At 53.9% G+C, this 20521-nt stretch carries 15 protein-coding genes and 3 pseudogenes; 16 read left to right on the top strand and 2 right to left on the bottom strand.

Features of this window, described 5'->3' with window-relative positions:
• Window positions 1-43: 43 nt before the first annotated feature.
• Window positions 44-1393, bottom strand: a complete 1350-nt coding sequence (locus DES54_RS05810; RefSeq protein WP_113865646.1) for a 2-hydroxycarboxylate transporter family protein — start codon at window positions 1391-1393, stop codon at window positions 44-46.
• 1160 nt (window positions 1394-2553) lie between these two features.
• Here DES54_RS05810 and dppA point away from each other — a divergent pair.
• From dppA to dppF, 5 genes are all read left to right on the top strand, one after another.
• Window positions 2554-4161, top strand: coding sequence for a dipeptide ABC transporter periplasmic-binding protein DppA (gene dppA / locus DES54_RS05805; protein ID WP_113865645.1), 1608 nt, complete (start codon window positions 2554-2556; stop codon window positions 4159-4161).
• 230 nt (window positions 4162-4391) lie between these two features.
• Entirely contained in the window at window positions 4392-5411 is a 1020-nt protein-coding gene (dppB, locus tag DES54_RS05800) for a dipeptide ABC transporter permease DppB (protein ID WP_113865644.1), read from the top strand.
• A 13-nt stretch (window positions 5412-5424) separates the two neighbouring features.
• Window positions 5425-6327, top strand: a complete 903-nt coding sequence (gene dppC, locus DES54_RS05795; RefSeq protein ID WP_113865643.1) for a dipeptide ABC transporter permease DppC — start codon at window positions 5425-5427, stop codon at window positions 6325-6327.
• 13 nt (window positions 6328-6340) lie between these two features.
• Window positions 6341-7321, top strand: coding sequence for a dipeptide ABC transporter ATP-binding protein (gene dppD / locus DES54_RS05790; RefSeq protein WP_113865642.1), 981 nt, complete (start codon window positions 6341-6343; stop codon window positions 7319-7321).
• The gene (dppF, locus tag DES54_RS05785) at window positions 7318-8337 is read left to right on the top strand and encodes a dipeptide ABC transporter ATP-binding subunit DppF (RefSeq protein WP_113865641.1); all 1020 of its coding nucleotides are present in this window, start codon (window positions 7318-7320) and stop codon (window positions 8335-8337) included. Before dppD ends, dppF begins: the two co-directional genes overlap by 4 nt.
• Before the next feature lie 76 nt (window positions 8338-8413).
• Here the strand turns inward: dppF and DES54_RS05780 are convergent, their stop codons facing one another.
• Window positions 8414-9172, bottom strand: coding sequence for an SDR family NAD(P)-dependent oxidoreductase (locus tag DES54_RS05780; protein ID WP_113865640.1), 759 nt, complete (start codon window positions 9170-9172; stop codon window positions 8414-8416).
• Window positions 9173-9447: 275 nt separating this feature from the next.
• Here DES54_RS05780 and DES54_RS05775 point away from each other — a divergent pair, with 275 nt between their 5' ends.
• From DES54_RS05775 to preA, 11 genes and pseudogenes are all read left to right on the top strand, one after another.
• Window positions 9448-10791 carry an aspartate aminotransferase family protein gene (locus DES54_RS05775; protein ID WP_113865639.1) on the top strand — a complete coding sequence of 448 codons (1344 nt, stop codon included), beginning with the start codon at window positions 9448-9450 and terminating at the stop codon, window positions 10789-10791.
• A 319-nt stretch (window positions 10792-11110) separates the two neighbouring features.
• The gene (locus tag DES54_RS05770) at window positions 11111-11950 is read left to right on the top strand and encodes an ABC transporter ATP-binding protein (protein WP_113865638.1); all 840 of its coding nucleotides are present in this window, start codon (window positions 11111-11113) and stop codon (window positions 11948-11950) included.
• On the top strand, window positions 11940-12821 hold the full coding sequence (locus DES54_RS05765) for an ABC transporter permease (protein ID WP_113865637.1): 882 nt from the start codon (window positions 11940-11942) through the stop codon (window positions 12819-12821). Before DES54_RS05770 ends, DES54_RS05765 begins: the two co-directional genes overlap by 11 nt.
• Complete coding sequence (locus DES54_RS05760; protein WP_113865636.1) at window positions 12821-13921, top strand: ABC transporter permease; 1101 nt, start codon at window positions 12821-12823, stop codon at window positions 13919-13921. Before DES54_RS05765 ends, DES54_RS05760 begins: the two co-directional genes overlap by 1 nt.
• 44 nt (window positions 13922-13965) lie before the next feature.
• The gene (locus DES54_RS05755) at window positions 13966-14979 is read left to right on the top strand and encodes an ABC transporter substrate-binding protein (protein ID WP_205680181.1); all 1014 of its coding nucleotides are present in this window, start codon (window positions 13966-13968) and stop codon (window positions 14977-14979) included.
• Window positions 14980-15243: 264 nt separating this feature from the next.
• Window positions 15244-15621 (top strand): annotated as a pseudogene (locus DES54_RS19350) (PAAR domain-containing protein); the annotation flags it as partial.
• Between the two features lie 383 nt (window positions 15622-16004).
• Window positions 16005-16127 (top strand): annotated as a pseudogene (locus DES54_RS19420) (type II toxin-antitoxin system RelE/ParE family toxin); the annotation flags it as partial.
• Window positions 16128-16146: 19 nt separating this feature from the next.
• Window positions 16147-16305 (top strand): annotated as a pseudogene (locus DES54_RS05740) (IS110 family transposase); the annotation flags it as partial.
• A gap of 369 nt (window positions 16306-16674) precedes the next feature.
• Window positions 16675-17328 (top strand): TetR/AcrR family transcriptional regulator, encoded by a 654-nt coding sequence (locus DES54_RS05735; RefSeq protein ID WP_113865635.1) that lies wholly within the window; start codon window positions 16675-16677, stop codon window positions 17326-17328.
• A 408-nt stretch (window positions 17329-17736) separates the two neighbouring features.
• A complete protein-coding gene (locus DES54_RS05730) occupies window positions 17737-19155 on the top strand; it encodes an NAD(P)-dependent oxidoreductase (RefSeq protein WP_113865634.1) in 1419 nt (472 codons plus the stop codon).
• Complete coding sequence (gene preA / locus DES54_RS05725; RefSeq protein ID WP_113865633.1) at window positions 19148-20452, top strand: NAD-dependent dihydropyrimidine dehydrogenase subunit PreA; 1305 nt, start codon at window positions 19148-19150, stop codon at window positions 20450-20452. Before DES54_RS05730 ends, preA begins: the two co-directional genes overlap by 8 nt.
• Window positions 20453-20521 lie beyond the last annotated feature (69 nt).

The raw sequence follows: 20521 nt of genomic DNA, 5'->3' as shown, positions 1-20521 counted from the left end.
TCTGTATGAGTAAAGGTGTATGAACAAATGTTCTATCAGAACATTACATCAACCAGCCCAGCAGCAGTGTCGCGCCAATTACCGTTGATGCACCGCCGATACGGGTCGCGATCTGCGCGAACGGCATCAAAGACATACGGTTGGACGCTGACAGAATCGCAACATCGCCGGTTCCACCCAGCCCGCTGTGACAGGTTGTCACGATTGAGGCTTCAATCGGATACATATTCAGGCGCGGCGCGATCAGGAAGCTGACCACCGCCATCGACAACACAACCGAGCCGCAGACGATCACATAACCGACCGAGAATACCGCAACCACGCTTTCCAACGGGATATACAACATGCCTAACCCGATCATCAGCGGCCACACCAGCGAACTGGAAACAAACTTGTAAACGCTGTGGGCGCCGGTTTCCATTATGGCGGGGATAACGCGGCCATATTTGCAGAATACGGCAATCAGAATCATCAGTACCGGTCCTGGAATTTTCACCACATGCTCAAGCAGCCCACCGACGATAAAGAAGGCGCAGATCATCAGCAGTCCACCGCCCATCAAATGGAAATCCACTGGTTTTGGCGCTTCATTAATGGCGAACATGGCGTTGTCTTCATCGCTGCGTACCAGACGGCCTTCCCCGTTCAAATCTTTACGACGCATGCCGAGGCGAGACAGTACCCCTGCGCACAGAATGGCGAAGATGTTGCCGACAACGGCTGCCGGGGCAAGCTGCGCGACATAAACATCCGGGCTTTGTCCCAGAATAGCTGAATAGGCCAATGATAAAGGCAGAATGCCCTCGCCGATACCGCCGCCGATGATTGGCACGATAATGAAGAAGAAGGTGTGATAAAAGCTGTAGCCGCACAGTTTGCCGATTAGTAAGCCGGTCGTCACTGCGGTTATCGTACCGATAACCAGGGGAACGAACATGCGAATCATCCCCTGAATCAGTATCTTGCGGTTCATGCCCAGAATACTGCCGACTACCAGACAGGCGATGACGAAGTAGAGGAAATTCGCCTCTTTCATCAGCAGGTGTACTGTCTTCATGGTGTTGTCGTTGAATAAATCAAAATATACCATAATGGACGGCACCATCAGGCAGAGAATTGCCGGACCGCCAATATCTTTAAATACCGGAATATTTTGCCCGACATGCGCCAGTAAAAAACCCATGGTCATGATAACGGCGAAACCGCCAATCATATTTCTAGGCAGAAAACCCGCATAGGCGGAGACGGCGACAATTACGGCAATAGCAATAAAAAGGAGGACAGGGACAGATCCTATTTTCTTTTTTAAAATAGTATCCATGAATGAGGTGGATAGCGAAGAATCTATGGGCATATTCTTGTCGCATAGAATATCTGTTTCGGTTTTTTTCATTGTCTTCACCCTGCTAGGACAGTACGGTACAGGAAATCCTGTGTCTATTTTTGGAAAAGTAAGAAAGCCATTCTTTTGTTTTTTATCAATAATTAACAAAAACATAAAATGGTATGGATTATTTCATTGCATATTTTTATTAGCGGTAATTTAGCATGAGCGAATGTTAAAAATAATATGTTATTTCATGATTTGTGAAGTTATCAGCAACTCCACTTTAAGTAACTTATATTCTTTTTTCGTAATTAAATTAATTTACGGAGGAGTTAAACAAGGATATTAGCGGGAAAAAAAAAGATGGGATGAATTAAAAATACCACTTTATAAGAAGAAGTAAATAAGCCATTTACTTATTGGTGATAATAATTTCATAAGTATGTTTTTAGTTTATTTTTGGTGTGAATTATATGAATATTCTCAATAGATTATGAATTACACATTTGTCGGCAACCGATTTGGACGTGGATTGTCGCTCCGCATAAACCTGTCACTGTCGTCTGCCTGTTTGAGCGAACGACGCATTTCCACCTTTCAGATCGCCAAATAATCCCCTTACCGCAGGCGGCGGCAAGGTTTTTCTATGCTCGTCATCCACCCGGCGATAGTTTTTTTTTGAAGCGTAGATAGTCAGGCTTACGCTTATGATAGGTCAAATCGATATCAGTTTTACTTATTCTTTGACAGGATTATTACCCGTCGTTAACCTTTTAAACAAAAAATAGTGCTCATATCTTGGACGGATGAGTGGTTATTACTATAGTTTTTTTAATGGTGATAATTTCTTCCTGTTGATGATTTTATAGTGTTTTTAACTGGTTTTTCGAATTAACCTGATACATAAGTATTACTGTTTTTTAAAAAATGAATTTTATTTTTATCTCGGATTGGGTTTGGGATTGTAAATCCCTACGGCTTATATTGACGTCCCGGTGATCTGTTGACAAATTGAGGGCGTTATTAAAGGGGGAAGCCGCGGACGGTATAAAGCGGCCTGTAGGAATCATACGATATATAGGCGGCCATATGCTTTATGCGCACTGTAGCAAGCCTCCTCAATTATTTTAATCATGCCTGCGGGCAACAGGGTACGGACCGAAGCACTTAAAAATACAGGTCTGACCAAATGAACACACAACATCATCCACAGTGGAGCACAAGTAATGGCAAATTCCCTGGTTAAATCAAGGGTACTGAAACTCGGCCTTGGTCTGCTGGCAATGTCTGTCGCTGCAGGGTTGCAGGCCAAAACTCTCGTCTATTGTTCAGAAGGTTCTCCCGAAGGATTCAACCCTCAACTGTTTACCTCTGGCACCACGTTTGATGCCAGTTCTATTCCTATTTATAACCGTCTGATTGAATTCAAAGACGGCACCACCGATCTTGAGCCGGGTCTGGCGGAAAAATGGGAGGTTAGCGAAGATGGGAAAACCTATACCTTCTATCTGCGTAAAGGCGTGAAGTGGCAAGATAATAAAGATTTCAAACCTTCCCGCGAGTTCAATGCTGATGATGTGATTTTCTCCTTTATGCGTCAGCAGGATGCCAATCACCCATACCACAAAGTTTCCGGCGGCAGCTATGAATACTATCAAGGTATGGGGATGCCGGAGTTGATCAGTAAAATCGAGAAGGTGGATGACTATACCGTCCGTTTCCAACTGACGCGTTCCGAAGCGCCGTTTCTGGCGGATCTCGCCATGGACTTTGCGTCGATCATGTCGGCTGAATATGGCGACAACATGCTGAAAGCCGGTACACCGGAGAAAATCGATCTGAACCCGATCGGTACGGGGCCGTTCCAGTTGCAACAGTACCAGAAAGATTCCCGTATTCTGTATAAAGCTTTTGACGGCTTCTGGGGCGCCAAGCCGGGTATTGATCGTCTGGTCTTCTCCATCACTCCGGACGCCTCCGTGCGTTACGCCAAGCTGCAAAAAAATGAATGCCAGGTAATGCCCTATCCGAATCCGGCCGATCTTGCCCGCATGAAAGAAGACAAGAACATTACGTTGTTGGAGAAACCGGGCCTGAACGTGGGCTATCTTGCTTATAACGTTGAGAAAAAACCGCTGGATGACGTGAAAGTGCGTCAGGCGCTGAACTATTCGGTCAACAAATCCGCCATTATCGATGCGGTTTATCAGGGCGCCGGGCAGACCGCGAAAAACCTGATCCCACCGACCATGTGGGGCTATAATGACGACATCAAGGATTACGAATACGATCCGGAAAAAGCCAAAGCCCTGCTGAAAGAAGCAGGTGTGCCAGACGGTTTCTCTATCGATCTGTGGGCGATGCCGGTACAGCGTCCCTATAACCCGAATGCCCGCCGTATGGCTGAAATGATCCAGTCAGACTGGGCGAAAATCGGCGTTAAAGCCAAGATTGTGACCTACGAGTGGGGCGAATATCTCAAGCGCGCCAAAGACGGCGAACACCAGACGGTATTGATGGGCTGGACAGGCGATAACGGGGACCCGGATAACTTCTTCGCCACATTGTTTAGCTGTGATGCGGCGAAAAATGGTTCCAACTATTCTAAATGGTGTTACAAGCCGTTTGAAGATCTGATCCAGCCGGCGCGTTCCACCTCCGATCATGAGAAACGTATCGAGTTGTACAAACAGTCTCAGGTTGTGATGCATGAGCAGGCGCCGGCATTGATTGTCGCGCACTCCACGGTGTATGAGCCGATTCGTAAAAACGTCAAAGGCTATGTGATTCAGCCACGCGGCGTGCATAGTTTCAACAACGTCACATTGGATTAATTCAGTCACTGATTTTCATGGACATTGAAAACCCCAACCTTGCGGTTTCTCGACAGAGGAAGCGTGGGGCGGGGTTTCTTGCCCGTTAAATTTTATGACGGGCTTTCTGCCCGTCCCCCTGCGGGCCGTCGCACGCGACGTTTAACATCGCGCCTGGCGACTTTTTAATTGTGAGCAATGATAAGCCTGGACGCCAATGAGCCGTCGGGCATCAACAGAGAGTTTGGAATATGTTGCAGTTCATACTCCGGCGTTTGGGGCTGGTTATCCCAACGTTTATCGGTATCACCTTACTGACCTTCGCTTTTGTGCACATGATTCCGGGCGATCCGGTGATGATTATGGCGGGTGAACGCGGTATTTCCGCAGAGCGCCACGCACAATTGTTGGCCGAAATGGGGCTGGACAAGCCGCTTTGGGAGCAATACTTCCACTATATCGGCGGCGTGTTGCAAGGCGATCTGGGGATTTCAATCAAGAGCCGCATCCCGGTCTGGGAGGAGTTCGTTCCCCGTTTTAAAGCGACGCTGGAACTGGGCGTCTGTGCGATGATTTTTGCCGTTATCGTCGGCATCCCGGTCGGTGTGCTGGCGGCGGTAAAACGCGGTTCGATTTTCGATCATACCTCTGTCGGGCTGGCGCTGACCGGCTATTCGATGCCCATTTTCTGGTGGGGCATGATGTTGATCATGCTGGTTTCCGTTCATCTTGACTTGACGCCCGTCTCAGGCCGGATCAGCGATACGGTTTTTCTTGATGAAAGTATACCGCTTACCGGATTTATGATCATCGATACCTTGTTTTGGGGCGAACCGGGCGACTTTATTGACGCCATCGAACACATGATCCTGCCTGCCGTGGTGCTGGGGACGATCCCGCTGGCGGTGATTGTGCGCATGACGCGCTCCGCCATGCTGGAAGTGCTGGGAGAGGACTACATTCGTACTGCGCGCGCCAAAGGATTAAGCCGTCTACGCGTGATTGTGGTACATGCGCTGCATAATGCCATGTTGCCGGTGGTGACCGTAATTGGATTGCAGGTCGGCACCCTGCTGGCTGGCGCCATATTGACGGAAACCATCTTTTCCTGGCCGGGGCTGGGCCGCTGGCTGATCGACGCTTTGCAGCGTCGGGATTATCCGGTGGTGCAAGGGGGCGTGTTGCTGGTGGCGACCATGATCATTCTGGTGAACCTGCTGGTGGATGTGCTCTACGGCGTGGTTAATCCGCGCATCCGTCACAAGAAATAAGGGGAAGGCTGAAATGACACAAGTCACTGAACCTGTTGTAAATAGTGCGCCCAAGCCAATGACCCCGGTACAGGAGTTCTGGCACTATTTCAAGCGTAACAAAGGGGCGGTGGTCGGCATGGTTTATGTCATGCTGATGCTGATTATCGCCGTTGGCGCCAATGTACTGGCACCGCACGCGCCCGCCGAGCAGTTCCGCGATGCCCTGCTGCATCCTCCAGTCTGGCAGGAAGGCGGAAGCTGGCGGTTTATTCTGGGTACGGATGATGTCGGGCGGGATGTCTTGTCCCGTCTGATGTACGGCGCGCGCCTGTCGTTGCTGGTGGGCTGTCTGGTGGTGGCGCTTTCGCTGGTGCTGGGCGTGATCTTCGGTCTGCTGGCCGGCTATTTCGGCGGCGTGATTGATGCCATCATCATGCGTGTCGTCGATATCATGTTGGCGTTGCCGAGCCTGCTGTTGGCGCTGGTGCTGGTTGCCGTGTTCGGACCGTCGATTGTGAACGCATCGCTGGCGCTGACTTTTGTGGCCTTGCCGCACTATGTCCGTCTGACGCGCGCCTCGGTGCTGGTAGAGGTCAACCGCGATTATGTTACGGCTTCGCGCGTGGCGGGCGCCGGGGCGATCCGGCAGATGTTCGTCAACATTCTTCCCAATTGCCTGGCGCCTTTGATTGTCCAGGCGTCGCTTGGTTTTTCCAACGCCATTCTTGATATGGCTGCTTTGGGTTTCCTCGGTATGGGCGCACAGCCGCCAACGCCAGAGTGGGGCACCATGCTGTCCGACGTTTTGCAGTTTGCGCAAAGCGCCTGGTGGGTGGTGACTTTCCCCGGTCTGGCGATTTTGCTGTCGGTGTTGGCGTTTAACCTGATGGGGGACGGCTTGCGTGATGCTCTCGACCCCAAACTCAAGCAGTAACAGAGGTAGAGAGATGGCGTTACTCAACGTAGATAAACTGTCGGTTCACTTTGGTAACGAAGATCTGCCGTTCCGTGCGGTCGATCGTATCAGTTATCAGGTGGAAGAAGGACAGGTGGTCGGCATTGTCGGGGAATCCGGTTCTGGTAAATCGGTCAGTTCGCTGGCGATTATGGGACTGATCGATTACCCCGGCAAAGTGATTGCCGACAAGCTGGAATTTAATCAGCGCGATTTAAAACGAATTTCCGAGAAAGAACGGCGTCAACTGGTCGGTTCTGAAGTAGCGATGATTTTTCAGGACCCGATGACCAGCCTGAACCCCTGTTACACCGTCGGTTTCCAGATTATGGAAGCCATCAAGGTGCATCAGGGCGGCAACCGGAAAACCCGTCGTCAGCGCGCTATCGACCTGCTGACATTGGTCGGTATCCCCGATCCGGCCTCGCGTCTGGATGTCTATCCGCACCAGCTTTCCGGCGGCATGAGCCAACGCGTGATGATTGCCATGGCGATCGCCTGCCGGCCAAAACTGCTGATTGCCGATGAGCCGACCACCGCGCTGGACGTCACTATTCAGGCGCAGATCATTGAGTTGTTGCTGGAACTGCAACAGCGCGAAAATATGGCGCTGATCCTGATTACCCACGATCTGGCGCTGGTGGCGGAAGCGGCGCACCACATCATTGTGATGTACGCCGGTCAGGTGGTGGAATCCGGCAAGGCGGCGGATATTTTCCGCGCGCCGCGCCATCCGTATACCCAGGCGCTGCTGCGCGCGTTGCCGGAATTCGCGGCGGATAAATCGCGTCTGGCGTCATTGCCGGGTGTGGTGCCGGGGAAATATGACCGTCCGAACGGTTGTCTGTTGAATCTACGCTGTCCCTACGCCCATGACCGTTGCCGCCAGGAAGAGCCTGAGTTGCGGGATATTCCTGGCCGTCAGGTGAAATGTCATACACCGCTGGATGATGCAGGGAGACCAACCCTATGAGCGAACTGAACGTGACATCGCAGCCGCATTTACTGCATGCGATTGATTTGAAAAAACATTATCCGGTGAAAAAAGGGCTATTCGCGCCGGAGCGTATGGTCAAGGCGCTGGATGGCGTGTCATTCACGCTGGAACGCGGCAAAACGCTGGCGGTGGTGGGCGAATCCGGTTGCGGCAAGTCCACGCTGGGACGTTTGCTGACCATGATCGAAATCCCTTCCGGCGGGGAGCTTTACTATCAGGGACAGGATCTGCTCAAGCCGGATCAAACGGCGGAAAAGTTACGTCGCCAGAAGATCCAGATCGTGTTTCAGAATCCTTACGGATCGCTCAATCCGCGCAAGAAGGTCGGCCAGATCCTGGAAGAGCCGCTGCTGATCAATACCCCATTGTCAAAAGCCGAACGCCGTGAAAAGGCGCTGGCGATGATGGTGAAGGTCGGGTTGAAAACCGAGCATTACGACCGTTATCCGCACATGTTTTCCGGCGGTCAGCGGCAGCGTATCGCCATTGCCCGCGGGCTGATGCTGGACCCGGATGTGGTGATTGCCGATGAACCGGTTTCCGCGCTGGATGTATCGGTACGCGCTCAGGTATTAAACCTGATGATGGATTTACAGCAGGATATGGGGCTGTCCTACGTGTTCATCTCTCATGATCTGTCGGTGGTGGAGCATATCGCCGATGAAGTGATGGTGATGTATCTGGGGCGTTGTGTCGAGCAGGGCAGTAAAGACGCGATCTTTAACAACCCGCGTCACCCGTATACCCAGGCGCTGCTGTCGGCCACCCCACGGCTGAACCCGGATTTACGCCGTGAACGCATCAAGCTGACGGGTGAACTGCCCAGCCCGCTGAATCCACCGCCGGGCTGTGCGTTTAACGCGCGCTGCCAGCGTTGCTTCAGTACCTGCACGCAGTTCCAGCCGCAGTTGAAACGTTACGGCGAACAGAAAGTCGCGTGTTTTGCGGTCGATCAGGATGAACAAGACGCCTCATCCTTTCATGCCAACTGATAGATAGGTTGTCTCTGACCCACGCTTCCTCAACGGGGCGTGGGTTTTCTGTTTTTGTTTTCAGCGTGCTGTCACGCTAGTCACGATCAATCGCGAAAGGCGACCATGCCTGACGCACCGGCATAACCTCTATCCGGTTGATATTCATGTGATCGGGCAACGTCGCCACGGTATAGATTTGTGCGGCGATGTCTTCGGCGGTCAGCGGAGTGGTGCCGCGGTACAGGTTATCGGATGCGGCTTGATCGCCTTTGGTTCTCACCAGCGTAAATTCGGTTTCGGCGATACCGGGCGCCAGATCGGTGACCCTTACGCCGGTTCCTTGCAGATCACAGCGCAGGTTATAGCTGAACTGTTTGACGAACGCTTTTGAGGCGCCGTAGACATGGCTGCCCGGATATGGCCACTGTCCGGCGATTGAGCCGATATTGATGATGCTGGCGCCTTTTCCGGTGGCGATCAGCGTCGGTAATAAAGCATGGGTAACATTCACCAGCCCGGTGATATTGGTGTCGATCATGGTGTGCCAGTCGGCTAATTCAACCTGTTGAGCCGGCTGGGGGGATAACGCGAGTCCGGCATTGTTCACCAGCGTTTTGACCGCCCTGAATGCTTCAGGCAAGGTTGCCACCATGTTCTGCACGGCCTGCGCGTCACGCACGTCCAATACTGAATAGTGAACGGGTACATGCGCCGAAAGCTCATCCGACAGCGCTTTCAATCGCTCGTCACGCCGACCGGAGAGGATCAGCGACCAGCCATTGGCGGCAAAGTGCCGTGCCGCCGCGTGGCCGAAACCGGACGTCGCCCCGGTGATAAATACAATATTCCCCATGAAAACATCCTCTTTTAAGCGTGATAAACGGTTTCCAACTTTACGAAGGGATAGTCGTCCGCGACAGGGCCAGTTGCGCGTAATGGATGGGACAAAGCGGGCGCCGGCGCAACTGGCACATGGTTATTCGCGATCTGGCTCTATCCCCGTTGTCTTTTTTGTCTCTAGTCTGATTTTCACTACATTGATAAGGGTATGTATGGCGTCACACTGCATTTGTCGGCTGTTGCAACCCAGTGTGCGCGATATGCCGATGAAACGCTGAGGATGAAAAGATGACATCGAAGAATGAAGCTGAATTGTCTAATGATTATGTCCGTCAGTTGGACAGACAGTATGTTTTTCATTCCTGGTCGACCCAGGGCGCATTGAATCCGTTGGTGGTCGCTGGCGGAGAAGGATGTCGGCTGTGGGATTATGACGGGAACGCCTGGCTGGATTTCAGCAGCCAGTTGGTTAACACCAATATCGGTTTTCGTCACCCGAAAGTGGTTGCGGCGATCAAGGCGCAGGCGGATTTACTGGCGACCATTGCACCGGCAACCGCTAATCTGGCGCGCGGCGAGGCGGCGAAACGTATCGTGGCGCGAGCGCCCGAAAAATTCAACAAGGTGTTTTTCACCAATGCGGGCGCGGATGCCAATGAAAATGCCATCCGCATGGCGCGGCTGTTTACCGGCAAAGAGAAGATCCTGTCCGGCTACCGCTCCTACCACGGGAATACCGGCAGTGCGATCGGCGCCACCGGCGACTGGCGGCGGTTGCCCAATGAATATTCGCGCGGTCATCTGCATTTTTTCACTCCTTACCTGTACCGCAGCGAGTTTCTGGCAACCACCGAGGCCGAAGAGTGCCAGGCGGCATTGCACCATCTGCGCCGCATTATCGAGTGCGAGGGGCCGAATACCATTGCCGCGATCCTACTGGAAACCATTCCGGGTACGGCCGGTATTCTGGTGCCGCCGACAGGCTATCTGGCTGGCGTGCAGGCGCTGGCTAACGAGTTTGGCATCATGCTGATTATGGATGAAGTCATGGCCGGTTTCGGGCGCACCGGTTCCTGGTTCGCTTTTGAACAGTATGGCGTTGAACCGGATCTCATCACGTTCGCCAAAGGGGTGAACTCAGGTTATGTACCGGCGGGCGGCGTCCTGATTTCCGAGCCTATCGCCCATTACTTCGATACGCACATGTTCCCCGGCGGACTGACCTATTCCGGGCATCCGCTGGCGATGGCCGCCATCGTCGCGACGCTGGATGCGATGGAAGAGGAAAAAATCGTCGACAATGCCGCCCGGATTGGCAATGGCATTTTGGCGGATGGCTTACAGAAGATGGGGGAAAAATATCAGATTGTCGGCGATGTTCGTGGTCTCGGCGTATTCCATGCGCTGGAACTGGTTGCCGACCCGGTGAATAAAACCCCGCTGCCCGCGTCGGTGATGGGGGAAATAAAAACCCAGTTGCTGGCGAAAGGATTGCTGGGCTTTATCGCGGAAAACCGCCTGCATGTGGTTCCGCCTTGTATCGTGACCGCGGATGAAGCACATCAAGGGCTGGCGATCATTGATGACGTGTTGGGTGAGATAAACGGCAGGTTAAGGCGTCGCGGCGATTGAACACGCCTTGTCGGGCGCACTATAGCGATACCGTGAACCTCGCACCTGCAATCTCACCCAACCAGCATCCGTGGCAACACGCGCCCGGTAAAACCAAATATACATTTTTTGTATGCATCTTGCTACAAATGGAGGCAATTGCGCGGCGATTTGCACCAAATATGCTTATATGCGCCGCAACACCAGGGTGAAAGTCCGTGCTGTTCGTAAGGTCGGGAGAAAGAGAAACGTTGGCATGGAAATGGCATCAGTCAGTTCAGAAACCTAACCAGATAGTCAGAAATAAAATAGTCAGAAACCGCCATCAGGGGAGACCGGTATGAGCCAACTCATATATGCAGATGAGCCTTCTCTCATCACGACGACAGTAGCCCCGGCAACCGCCAGACCAGCAATCGTTGTACGTGACGCCAATGTTATCTATCCCGCCGCCGATCAGCCGGTACACGCGCTGAAAGAGGTGAATCTGACCATCCGTCAGGGGGAGTTCGTGTCTTTTATCGGACCGTCCGGCTGTGGCAAAACGACATTGCTGCGAGTGATTGCCGATCTGGAATCGATTACGTCAGGCGAGGTTTGGGTTAATGACATGACGCCATCGCAAGCCCGTCAGGAACGCGCTTACGGCTATGTGTTTCAGGCGCCGGTGTTGCTGCCGTGGCGTACCGTGCTGGCTAACGTCATGCTGCCGTTGCAGATCCAGGGCATGATGCCCGCCCGTATTGAAGAGATTGCCCGTGAACAACTATCACGCGTCGGGTTGAGCGGCTTCGAGAAAAAGTATCCGTGGCAATTGTCGGGCGGTATGCAGCAACGGGCCTCCATCGCCAGGGCGCTGGGATTCGAACCGAAAATCCTAATGATGGACGAGCCTTTCGGCGCACTGGACGAGTTGACCCGCGATAACCTGAATCAGCAGTTGCAGCAACTTTGGTATCACGAACAGCGCACGATGGTGTTTGTGACGCACTCCATTGCCGAAGCGGTTTATCTGTCCACCCGTATTGTCATTATGTCGCCGCGTCCCGGTCGTATTATCAAAGTTATTGATTCGCCGTTACCTCACCAGCGGGATTTATCTCTGCGTGACTCACCGGCGTTTATTCGTCTGGCGCAAGATGTGCGTGAAGCGCTGATCGAGGGACACCATGAACAGTAACGCCTTACGTTACCGGGCCTTGCCCGTTGGCGTGGTGATCGCCATCGCGCTGGCGTGCTGGTATCTGCTGGCGATCGGGCTGAATGCGCAGGGCGCGATTGAACGCACGCTGGCCCCTGAGGGTGACTGGAAATGGCGCGATCTGCTTTATTCCACGTTGAATATGACGCGTCCGGTGCTGCCGACGCCGCACCAGATACTGGCGGATATCTGGGCCAGCCTGACCAAATGGCCGGTCACGTCTCCCCGTAATTTGCTATTGCACACCTGGGTAACGGCCAGCGCCGCCTTGACGGGGTTTGCGATGGGGGTGGTGTTTGGTCTGCTGCTGGCGATTTGTATTGTGCACTCCCGCACACTGGACAAAGCCTTGTTGCCGTGGATTGTGGCGTCACAAACGGTGCCGGTGCTGGCTATCGCGCCGATTGTGCTGGTGATCCTGGGCAGCTTGGGGATTACCGGCCTGCTGCCGAAGGCCACCATTGCCATGTATCTCTGTTTCTTTCCGGTGACGATCGCTACCGTGCAGGGACTGCGTTCGCCGCAGAAACTGGAAATGGAGTTAGTGTATACCTACGCCGCCAGCCGTATTGATACTTTCTGGATGGTGAGGCTGCCATCCGCGCTGCCCTATTTATTTCCAGCGTTTCGTGTGGCGATTGCCAGCGGACTGGTTGGCACGATGGTGGCGGAACTGCCGACAGGCGCGCAGGCGGGATTGGGCGCGCGCCTGCTGACCGGATCATACTACGGCAACACCATTCAGATCTGGTCTGCGCTGGTGATGGCGTCGTTGCTGGGACTGCTGCTGACCGCGTTGGTCAGCCTGACGGAATATGTCGTGATGAAGCGCCGTAAAGGGGGGCAGTGATGCGTAAATTCGTTCCCGGCGGTATTGGCCTGGTCGCGGCATTGATCACCTCGTTGCTGGGGCTGGGGCAGACGTTGCCCGACGTATTCACCGGCGCTGACAGCGCGGTGACGGCGGTTTTACTGTTGCTGCTGTGGTCGACGCTGCTGGCGATGTTGCCGTTATCGTCAGCGTGGTATCTGGCTTTGCTGATGATCCTGATTGCGGCGGCGGCGTGGCTGCTGCTGCTTCCTGACGTAATGGCGCAGGCCGATACGTCGTACTGGTTGGCTATTTTGGCTTTGGGGCTATTGGCGTGCCATAGCGTACAGCGTCTGGCGACGTTCAACAGCCGTAAATTACCTGCCGGCGTGGTGGCGACCCTGTTTGGCGTATGGGTGATCTATTTCTGGCAATTGCTGGTGACGGCCTTTGCCGTCCCTCAGGTGCTGCTGCCCGCGCCGTGGGATATCGTTCAGGCGCTGTACGAAAACCGGGGGCCGTTGAGTGGTGATTCGGTACAAACGGTACTGAAATCGGTGCTGGTGGGCTATCTGCTGGGCAGCGGTATGGGCATTGCGGTGGGGATTCTGATTGACCGGCTGCCTTTCCTGCAACGCGGGCTGCTGCCGCTGGCTAACCTGACGAGCACCATTCCGCTGGTGGGCGTCGCGCCGATTGCGGTGATGTGGTTTGGTTTTGACTGGCCTTCCAAAGCGGCGGTGATCGTGCTGGTGACGTTTTTCCCCGCTCTGGTCAGTACGTTGGCGGGCTTGCAGGCCAGCGGCAAGCTGGAACGGGAACTGATGTATTGCTATGCCGCCACGCCGCGTAAAACGCTGTGGGTATTGCGGCTCCCGGCAGCGCTGCCCTTTATTTTCAATGCATTGAAAGTCAATTCCACGTTGGCGCTTATCAGCGCGATCGTCGCCGAGTTTTTTGGCTCTCCGACCTCCGGGCTGGGCTTTCGTATTTCGACGGAAGCTGCGCGTATGCATATGTCCACAGTATGGGCGGCGATCGTGGTGGCCTCCGTGGTTGGCTCGGTGTTTTATGCGCTGCTGGTGCGATTGGAGAAAAAAGTGAATTTTTGGCACCCCTCGGTACGCGGGGAGTCGTAGTCCGTTTGTCGTTGTGTGTTCCACTTTACCTCGAGGATACTCAGATGAGAGATCGTTCCGCTTTCCGCAAATGCCTTATCGTGGCCGCCGCAACGCTGGCGTTTTCCTTTACCAGCGGCGCCTGGGCCGCCGAGAAAATCACCTTGCAACTGAAATGGTTGCCACAGGCGCAGTTTGCGGGCTATTACGTCGCGCAGGCCAAGGGCTACTACAAGGATGCCGGGCTGGATGTGACCATCAGGCCCGGCGGCACAGACATTTCGCCGGTGCAGGTGATCGCCGGGAAATCGGCGGATGTGATCGTCAACTGGATGCCGGATGCGTTGGCGGCACGGGAATCCGGGGTGCCGCTGGTGAATATCGCCCAGATATTCGACCGTTCCGGCATGATGCTGACCTGCCGTAAATCCACCGGCATTAAAACGCCAGCGGATTTTAAAGGAAAAACACTGGGCGTCTGGTTCGGCGGGAACGAGTATCCCTTCTTCAACTGGATGCATAAACTGGGCTACAAGCCGGATACGGATATCAAAGTACTGAAGCAGGGTTTTAACGTTGATCCGCTGTTGCAGAATCAGGCGGCCTGTATTTCAACCATGAACTACAACGAATACTGGCAGTTGATTGACGCGGGTATGAAACAGGACGAACTGATTTCCTTCCCGTATGAGGATCAGGGCGTATCGACGCTGGAAGATGGTTTGTATGTGCTGGAATCAAGCCTAAATGATCCGGCATTTGTGGCGAAAATGGCGAAGTTCCTGCAAGCAACCTATAAAGGCTGGAATGAGGCGGTAAAAAATCCAGCCGAGGCCGCCGAGATTGTGGTGAATGAAGATATGTCCGGCTCTGCCACGCAGGAAGTCCAACAACGGCAGATGGAAAATGTCGCCAGGCTGATAACCAACGCCAACACGCCGAAAATCGGTTACCTCGATCCTGCGGCTTACCGTCGCACCGTGGAGGTATTGCTCAATGGCGGCGACGCATCGGTAATCAAAAAAGATCCCGGCGACAGCGCCATGACCCATGTCGTCTGGGAAGCGGCGGCGAAATAATCACGTACAGGCGAGGCCCGTAACTTTGGGGGTTACGGGCTTTCTGCGGATGTGTTGCATCCGACTACTGCGTAAGGTTTACCTGTCTCAATATTTCTCTATTCTTTTTTCAGTCCTATGTGATGCAATAAGATCATATTGAAATAAGGAACGATGACAGCCTCCAAGATAATAATGGTCACTTAGTCTCGTGTCCGTTATTGCTGGGAAAGGTCAAAACGGATATATCCATAGTCAAAGGAGAATAGTCAAAGGAGAATGACGATGCCGGGTGCCGCCCGTCTTAACGATATCGGAAGTGGTCATGACTGCTTCCCGGAAACTCCGATCATTGAAGGCAGCCCTGATGTCACCATCAACGGTCAGCCCGCCGCCCGTAAAGGAGACACCGTTCAGTTTCATGGTTGTCCTTGTCCTGATAAACCACACGGCATGCACTCGCGCGTTATTGCTGAAGGCCGACCGTCTTTATCAATGGCAAACCCGCAGCCCGCATTGGTGATGGGATTAGTTGGCGGCGTGATTATCTCGGGCAGCAGCAACGTCATTATTGGTGATACGCCCTATAAATCTCCGGTGCAGGAATGCGCAAAACAGGCGGTGTTGAATCGTTCTCCGCTGTTGGCGCTAACACCGATGCTGGCAATGGAACCCGTGTTTGCAATACCCTGTTTACGTCGCGCAGGCCGTACGGACGCGGGAACGGAAGCAGACCCGCAGACCAATATTGGGCAAATGAGCATGTATGTCGCTAAGCCTGTTGGTCATGCCGCCCCATCGTCAGAAAAACCGGTTGAAGTGGAGCAGTATGCGCAGGCGGCAAAAAAGAAAAACAGATCCCCCGGACTCATTCAGCTTTCTATTAAGTTGAAATATAGCATAAATTTTAATCGTAGGTGTTGTCAGGCCCCGTGGCTTGACCCGTATTTTTGCTTTTAAATCAAAATAATAGTTCCACATGCAAGAAAAAATATCCGGTTCGTTCCTTTGGTTCGATTCCCTTAGTAGATTTGTACGTGGCATGCCAGCATGTAGATAATCCTGTCAGAGCATTTTTTGCGTTTGAGCCAACTCGCTGTGCAATTGATTTGTGTACAGGTGATAAAACCGGTGTAAACGAGAAACACTTCTACAAAAATATGGTCTGACCTCATTTTTATCGTTGTGATTGTTGAAGCCGCCTGCCGTTCCTGGAGGCGTTATGTTCCTGGTAAAAGCATCGAACAACAGGATATGCCGTGTCTGCACCGGGTACGCCAACGGTTGATGAAGAACCGGACTGCATTGATTAATCAGATACGTGGGCTGGCTCTTGAATACGGTATCGACATGCGGGAAGGAGCACATAAGGGTAACTGTCTGGATAATGCCGTTACGGAGAGGTTCTTCCGCAGTCTGAAAGCAGAGAGAGTTGACTACCGTCGCTATGAAATCCGAAGTCAGGGCATTGCAGACGTCATCGATGATATCGACAATTTTTATAATCTAAAGCGTCAGCATTACATGCTGGGAAATATATCGCCGGATGAATATGAACGCCGATTATAACAATGTGCCTAAATTAGTGTCCGGTTTTAATTGACCATTACAGATGGCGATGGGCAGTGGCTGCGCGACTTTTTTGTCGATTTTGGCGTGTGTCTTGCACCACATAATTCAGGTAGAGTGATATGAATGGTTGGAAAGGAGTTGCAGATGCTAAAACAGACGCTGGCCGATGAAGCGGTAAAAGGCCGTATCCGGCTGGATAATGAAGCGATTATTCTGCTGGCGGCGGAGCGCGTGTTTGCCCGCTTTGGTTTTAAAGGCACCACGATGGCGTTGATTGCCGAAGAAGCCGCTTTGCCTAAACCGAACCTGCATTACTATTTTGGCAATAAGCAAAATCTTTATCTGCGCGTGTTGGACGGTATTCTGCATGACTGGCTGGCGCCACTGGAACATTTTCAGCCGCAGGCTGATCCCCGCACGGCGATTGCACAATATGTACGGGAAAAGATGACGTTAACCTTTGAACGTCCCTACGCCTCGAAGTTGTTTGCCAATGAATTGCTGCAAGGCGCGCCGATGGTGCATGACCTGCTGCGTACACAACTCCACGATCTGGTTGACAGTAAAGCGGCGGTTATTGATGGTTGGGTTGAACAAGGGCTGCTGGCGTCGCTGGACAGTAAACATCTTTTCTTCTCCATCTGGGCCATCACGCAGACTTACGCGGATTTCGATATTCAGATCGCTGCGGTGCTGGGCAGCGAGGCTGATGAACCCTGGGCGCGCCAGCGGGCGATGAACCATGTGTTGACCAGCGTGTTCAGAATGTGCGGCCTTAAGGACGCATTGAACCCTTAATCGGTTTTTCCCGCTTTGTCTCCCGGTCTTAAACGCGCTTTCCGCGCCTTTCCTGATTGATGCTCCCTTTGTTGGCGCAATCTTCGTCAATAGCGGAGCAATCTGCACCGAAACGATCCATAAAATCCGTCATCGTGAAAAGTTATGACCCGGTAACGCCTTGTTTTTGGGGTTATTGATCGTTTCTGAAGAAATGGCACATAAATCGCATGGTTGGATCGGAAAACTTAACCAATCGGTCAAGATTTTACGCAAGGCGTGGCGCCGCCGGCCTTTCCCTTCATCCGACGTTAACGGGAGAACCACCATGAGCCAGCGACAGCAAAACCGTATCGGCAGATTATGGCGCGAGTTACCGATGCGCTGCCCTCGTGACCTTGATTGTATCCAGCCACAGGAGTACGCCGCATGAAAACTTTATCGCCAGTCGGCATTGATGCGCCGGGTATTCAGGCTGGCCGACTCAGCGACGCGGAATATGCCGATAACTTTAGCGATAGCGCCGCGCCGCTCAGCAAAATTCAGGCCGTGATCGAATCCGAACGTTGCTATTACTGCTATGACGCCCCTTGTACCCATTCTTGTCCGGCGGACATTGACGTGCCGAGCTTTATTCATCGCATCGCGCAGGACAATGTTCGCGGCGCGGCGCAGGCCATTCTGAGCGAGAACGTGCTGGGGGGCATGTGCGCGCGAGTGTGTCCGACCGAAACCTTGTGCGAGCAAGCCTGCGTGCGCAATCAGCAGGATGGCAAGCCGGTACAAATCGGCCTATTGCAGCGTTATGCCACCGACGCCTATCTCTCCAATCCCGGTCAGCCCTTGTTCAGCCGCGCCGCGCCAACCGGTAAAAAAGTAGCGGTGGTCGGAGTGGGGCCGGCGGGACTGACCGTTGCGCACCGCCTGGCGCAGAGCGGGCATCACGTGGTGGTGTTCGATGCCAACGATAAACCCGGCGGGTTGAATGAGTACGGGCTGGCAATCTACAAGACCACCGGCGATTTCGCCCAGCGTGAAATCGCCTGGTTGTTATCGATCGGCGGCATTGAGTTGCGTCTTAACCATCGTCTGGGACAGCACATCACGCTGGAGGCGCTGCGTCAGGATTATGACGCGGTATTCCTCAGCATGGGGCTGGGCGGCGTGAATGCGCTTGGTGTGGAGGAAACGCCGCTGGAGGGGGTGTGCGAAGCGGTGGATTTTATTGCACGGTTGCGTCAGGCCGCGCATCCCGGCGCGGTCGCCATCGGGCGTAACGTGGTGGTCATCGGCGGCGGCATGACCGCCGTGGACGCCGCGGTACAGGCGAAAAAGCTGGGCGCGCGCGAGGTCACGATGGTCTATCGCCGTGGCGAACAGGACATGAAAGCCTCGCCATACGAGCAGGCATGGGCGAAAACCAACGGCGTCGCTATCCGCCATTGGGCGGAGCCGCAAGCAATTGAAGGGGAGAACGGCAAAGTGAAGGCGGCGTCGTTCATGATGATGCAGTTGCAGTCCGGCGCGCTGACGGCAACCGGCGAAACCTTCACCTTGCCTGCCGATATGGCGCTGAAGGCGATCGGGCAGACCTATGACGCCAGCCTGACCGGGGCGTCGATCGCCCTGAAAGCGGGCCGTATCGCGACGGATGAACAGGGACGCACCTCGCTGGCCGGGGTGTGGGCGGGCGGCGACTGTTGCGCGGACGGGTTGGATCTGACGGTCGATGCGGTGCGACAGGGTAAAGCGGCGGCGAAGTCCATCGACGCGGTACTGCGTCCCGAAGCCCATCAAGCGCTGTCCGGCAAACCTTCAATGAACTCGCGGGAGTATCAACATGGCTGATCTCAGTAGTCACTTTTTGGGTATCAAAAGCCCCAATCCTTTCTGGCTGGCTTCCGCGCCGCCGACCGATAAAGAGTACAACGTTGTGCGAGCTTTTGAAGCGGGCTGGGGCGGGGTGGTCTGGAAAACGCTGGGACAGGACCCGCATGTGGTCAACGTCAACGGGCCGCGCTACAGCACCCTGCGCACCACGGATCGGCGCATTATCGGCCTGAACAACATCGAACTGATTACCGACCGTTCGCTGGATACCAATCTGGAAGAAATCGCTCGCGTGAAGCGCAACTGGCCCGATCGGGCCATGATTGTGTCGATCATGGTGCCTTGCGAGGAAGATGCCTGGAAATCCATTCTGCCGCTGGTGGAACAAACCGGCGCCGACGGCATTGAACTTAACTTTGGTTGTCCGCATGGCATGAGCGAACGCGGCATGGGCGCGGCGGTGGGACAGGTGCCGGAGTACATCGAAATGGTCACCCGCTGGTGCAAACAGTATTGTCGCCTGCCGGTGATCGTCAAGCTCACGCCCAATGTCAATGATATCCGCTACCCGGCGCGCGCCGCGTTGCACGGCGGCGGTGATGCGGTGTCGTTGATTAACACCATCAACTCGGTGATGGGCGTGGATCTGGAGCAGATGAGCATTCATCCCAATACCGGCGGCAAAGGTTCGCATGGGGGATATTGTGGTCCGGCGGTCAAGCCTATCGCCTTGAATATGGTGGCGGAAATCGCGCGTGATGCGTTGACGCGCGGCTTGCCGATGTCCGGTATCGGCGGGATCGCCACCTGGCGTGACGCCGCCGAATTTATCGCGCTGGGCTGCGGCACGGTGCAGGTCTGTACCGCGGTGATGGTGCATGGCTTCCAGATTGTGCGTGACATGGTCAGCGGCCTGGCCAATTTTATGGACGAACAGGGTTACCGCACACTGGACGATTTTCGTGGCCGTGCCGTCGGCTCGGTAACGGACTGGCGCTACCTCAACCTCAATCACATCGACAAGGCGGTTATCGACCAGTCGCAGTGCATTAAATGCGGACGCTGCCATCTGGCCTGTGAAGATACCTCGCATCAGGCCATTACCCGCGTGAAAAATGGCGAACGTCATTACGAGGTGAAGGAGGAGGATTGCGTCGGCTGCAATCTGTGCGTCTCCATTTGTCCGGTGGAAAACTGCATTTCCATGCGCAGCTTGCAACCGGGAGAAGTGGATTTGCGTACCGGAAAAACCGTGAGCGGAGAGTACGCCAACTGGACGACGCACCCGAATAATCCAATGGCGACCACGGCCTGAACGATCGAATCGTTGCTTGATGTCCATGCCACATCGGGCCGTTCAGCGGCCATGATCAGCAAAATGAGG

The sequence above is a fragment of the Brenneria salicis ATCC 15712 = DSM 30166 genome (genome assembly GCF_003315515.1).
GTDB lineage: Bacteria > Pseudomonadota > Gammaproteobacteria > Enterobacterales > Enterobacteriaceae > Brenneria > Brenneria salicis.
The sequence above is the reverse complement of the archived record's forward strand: the minus strand, read 5'-3'. Positions and strand labels throughout refer to the sequence as shown.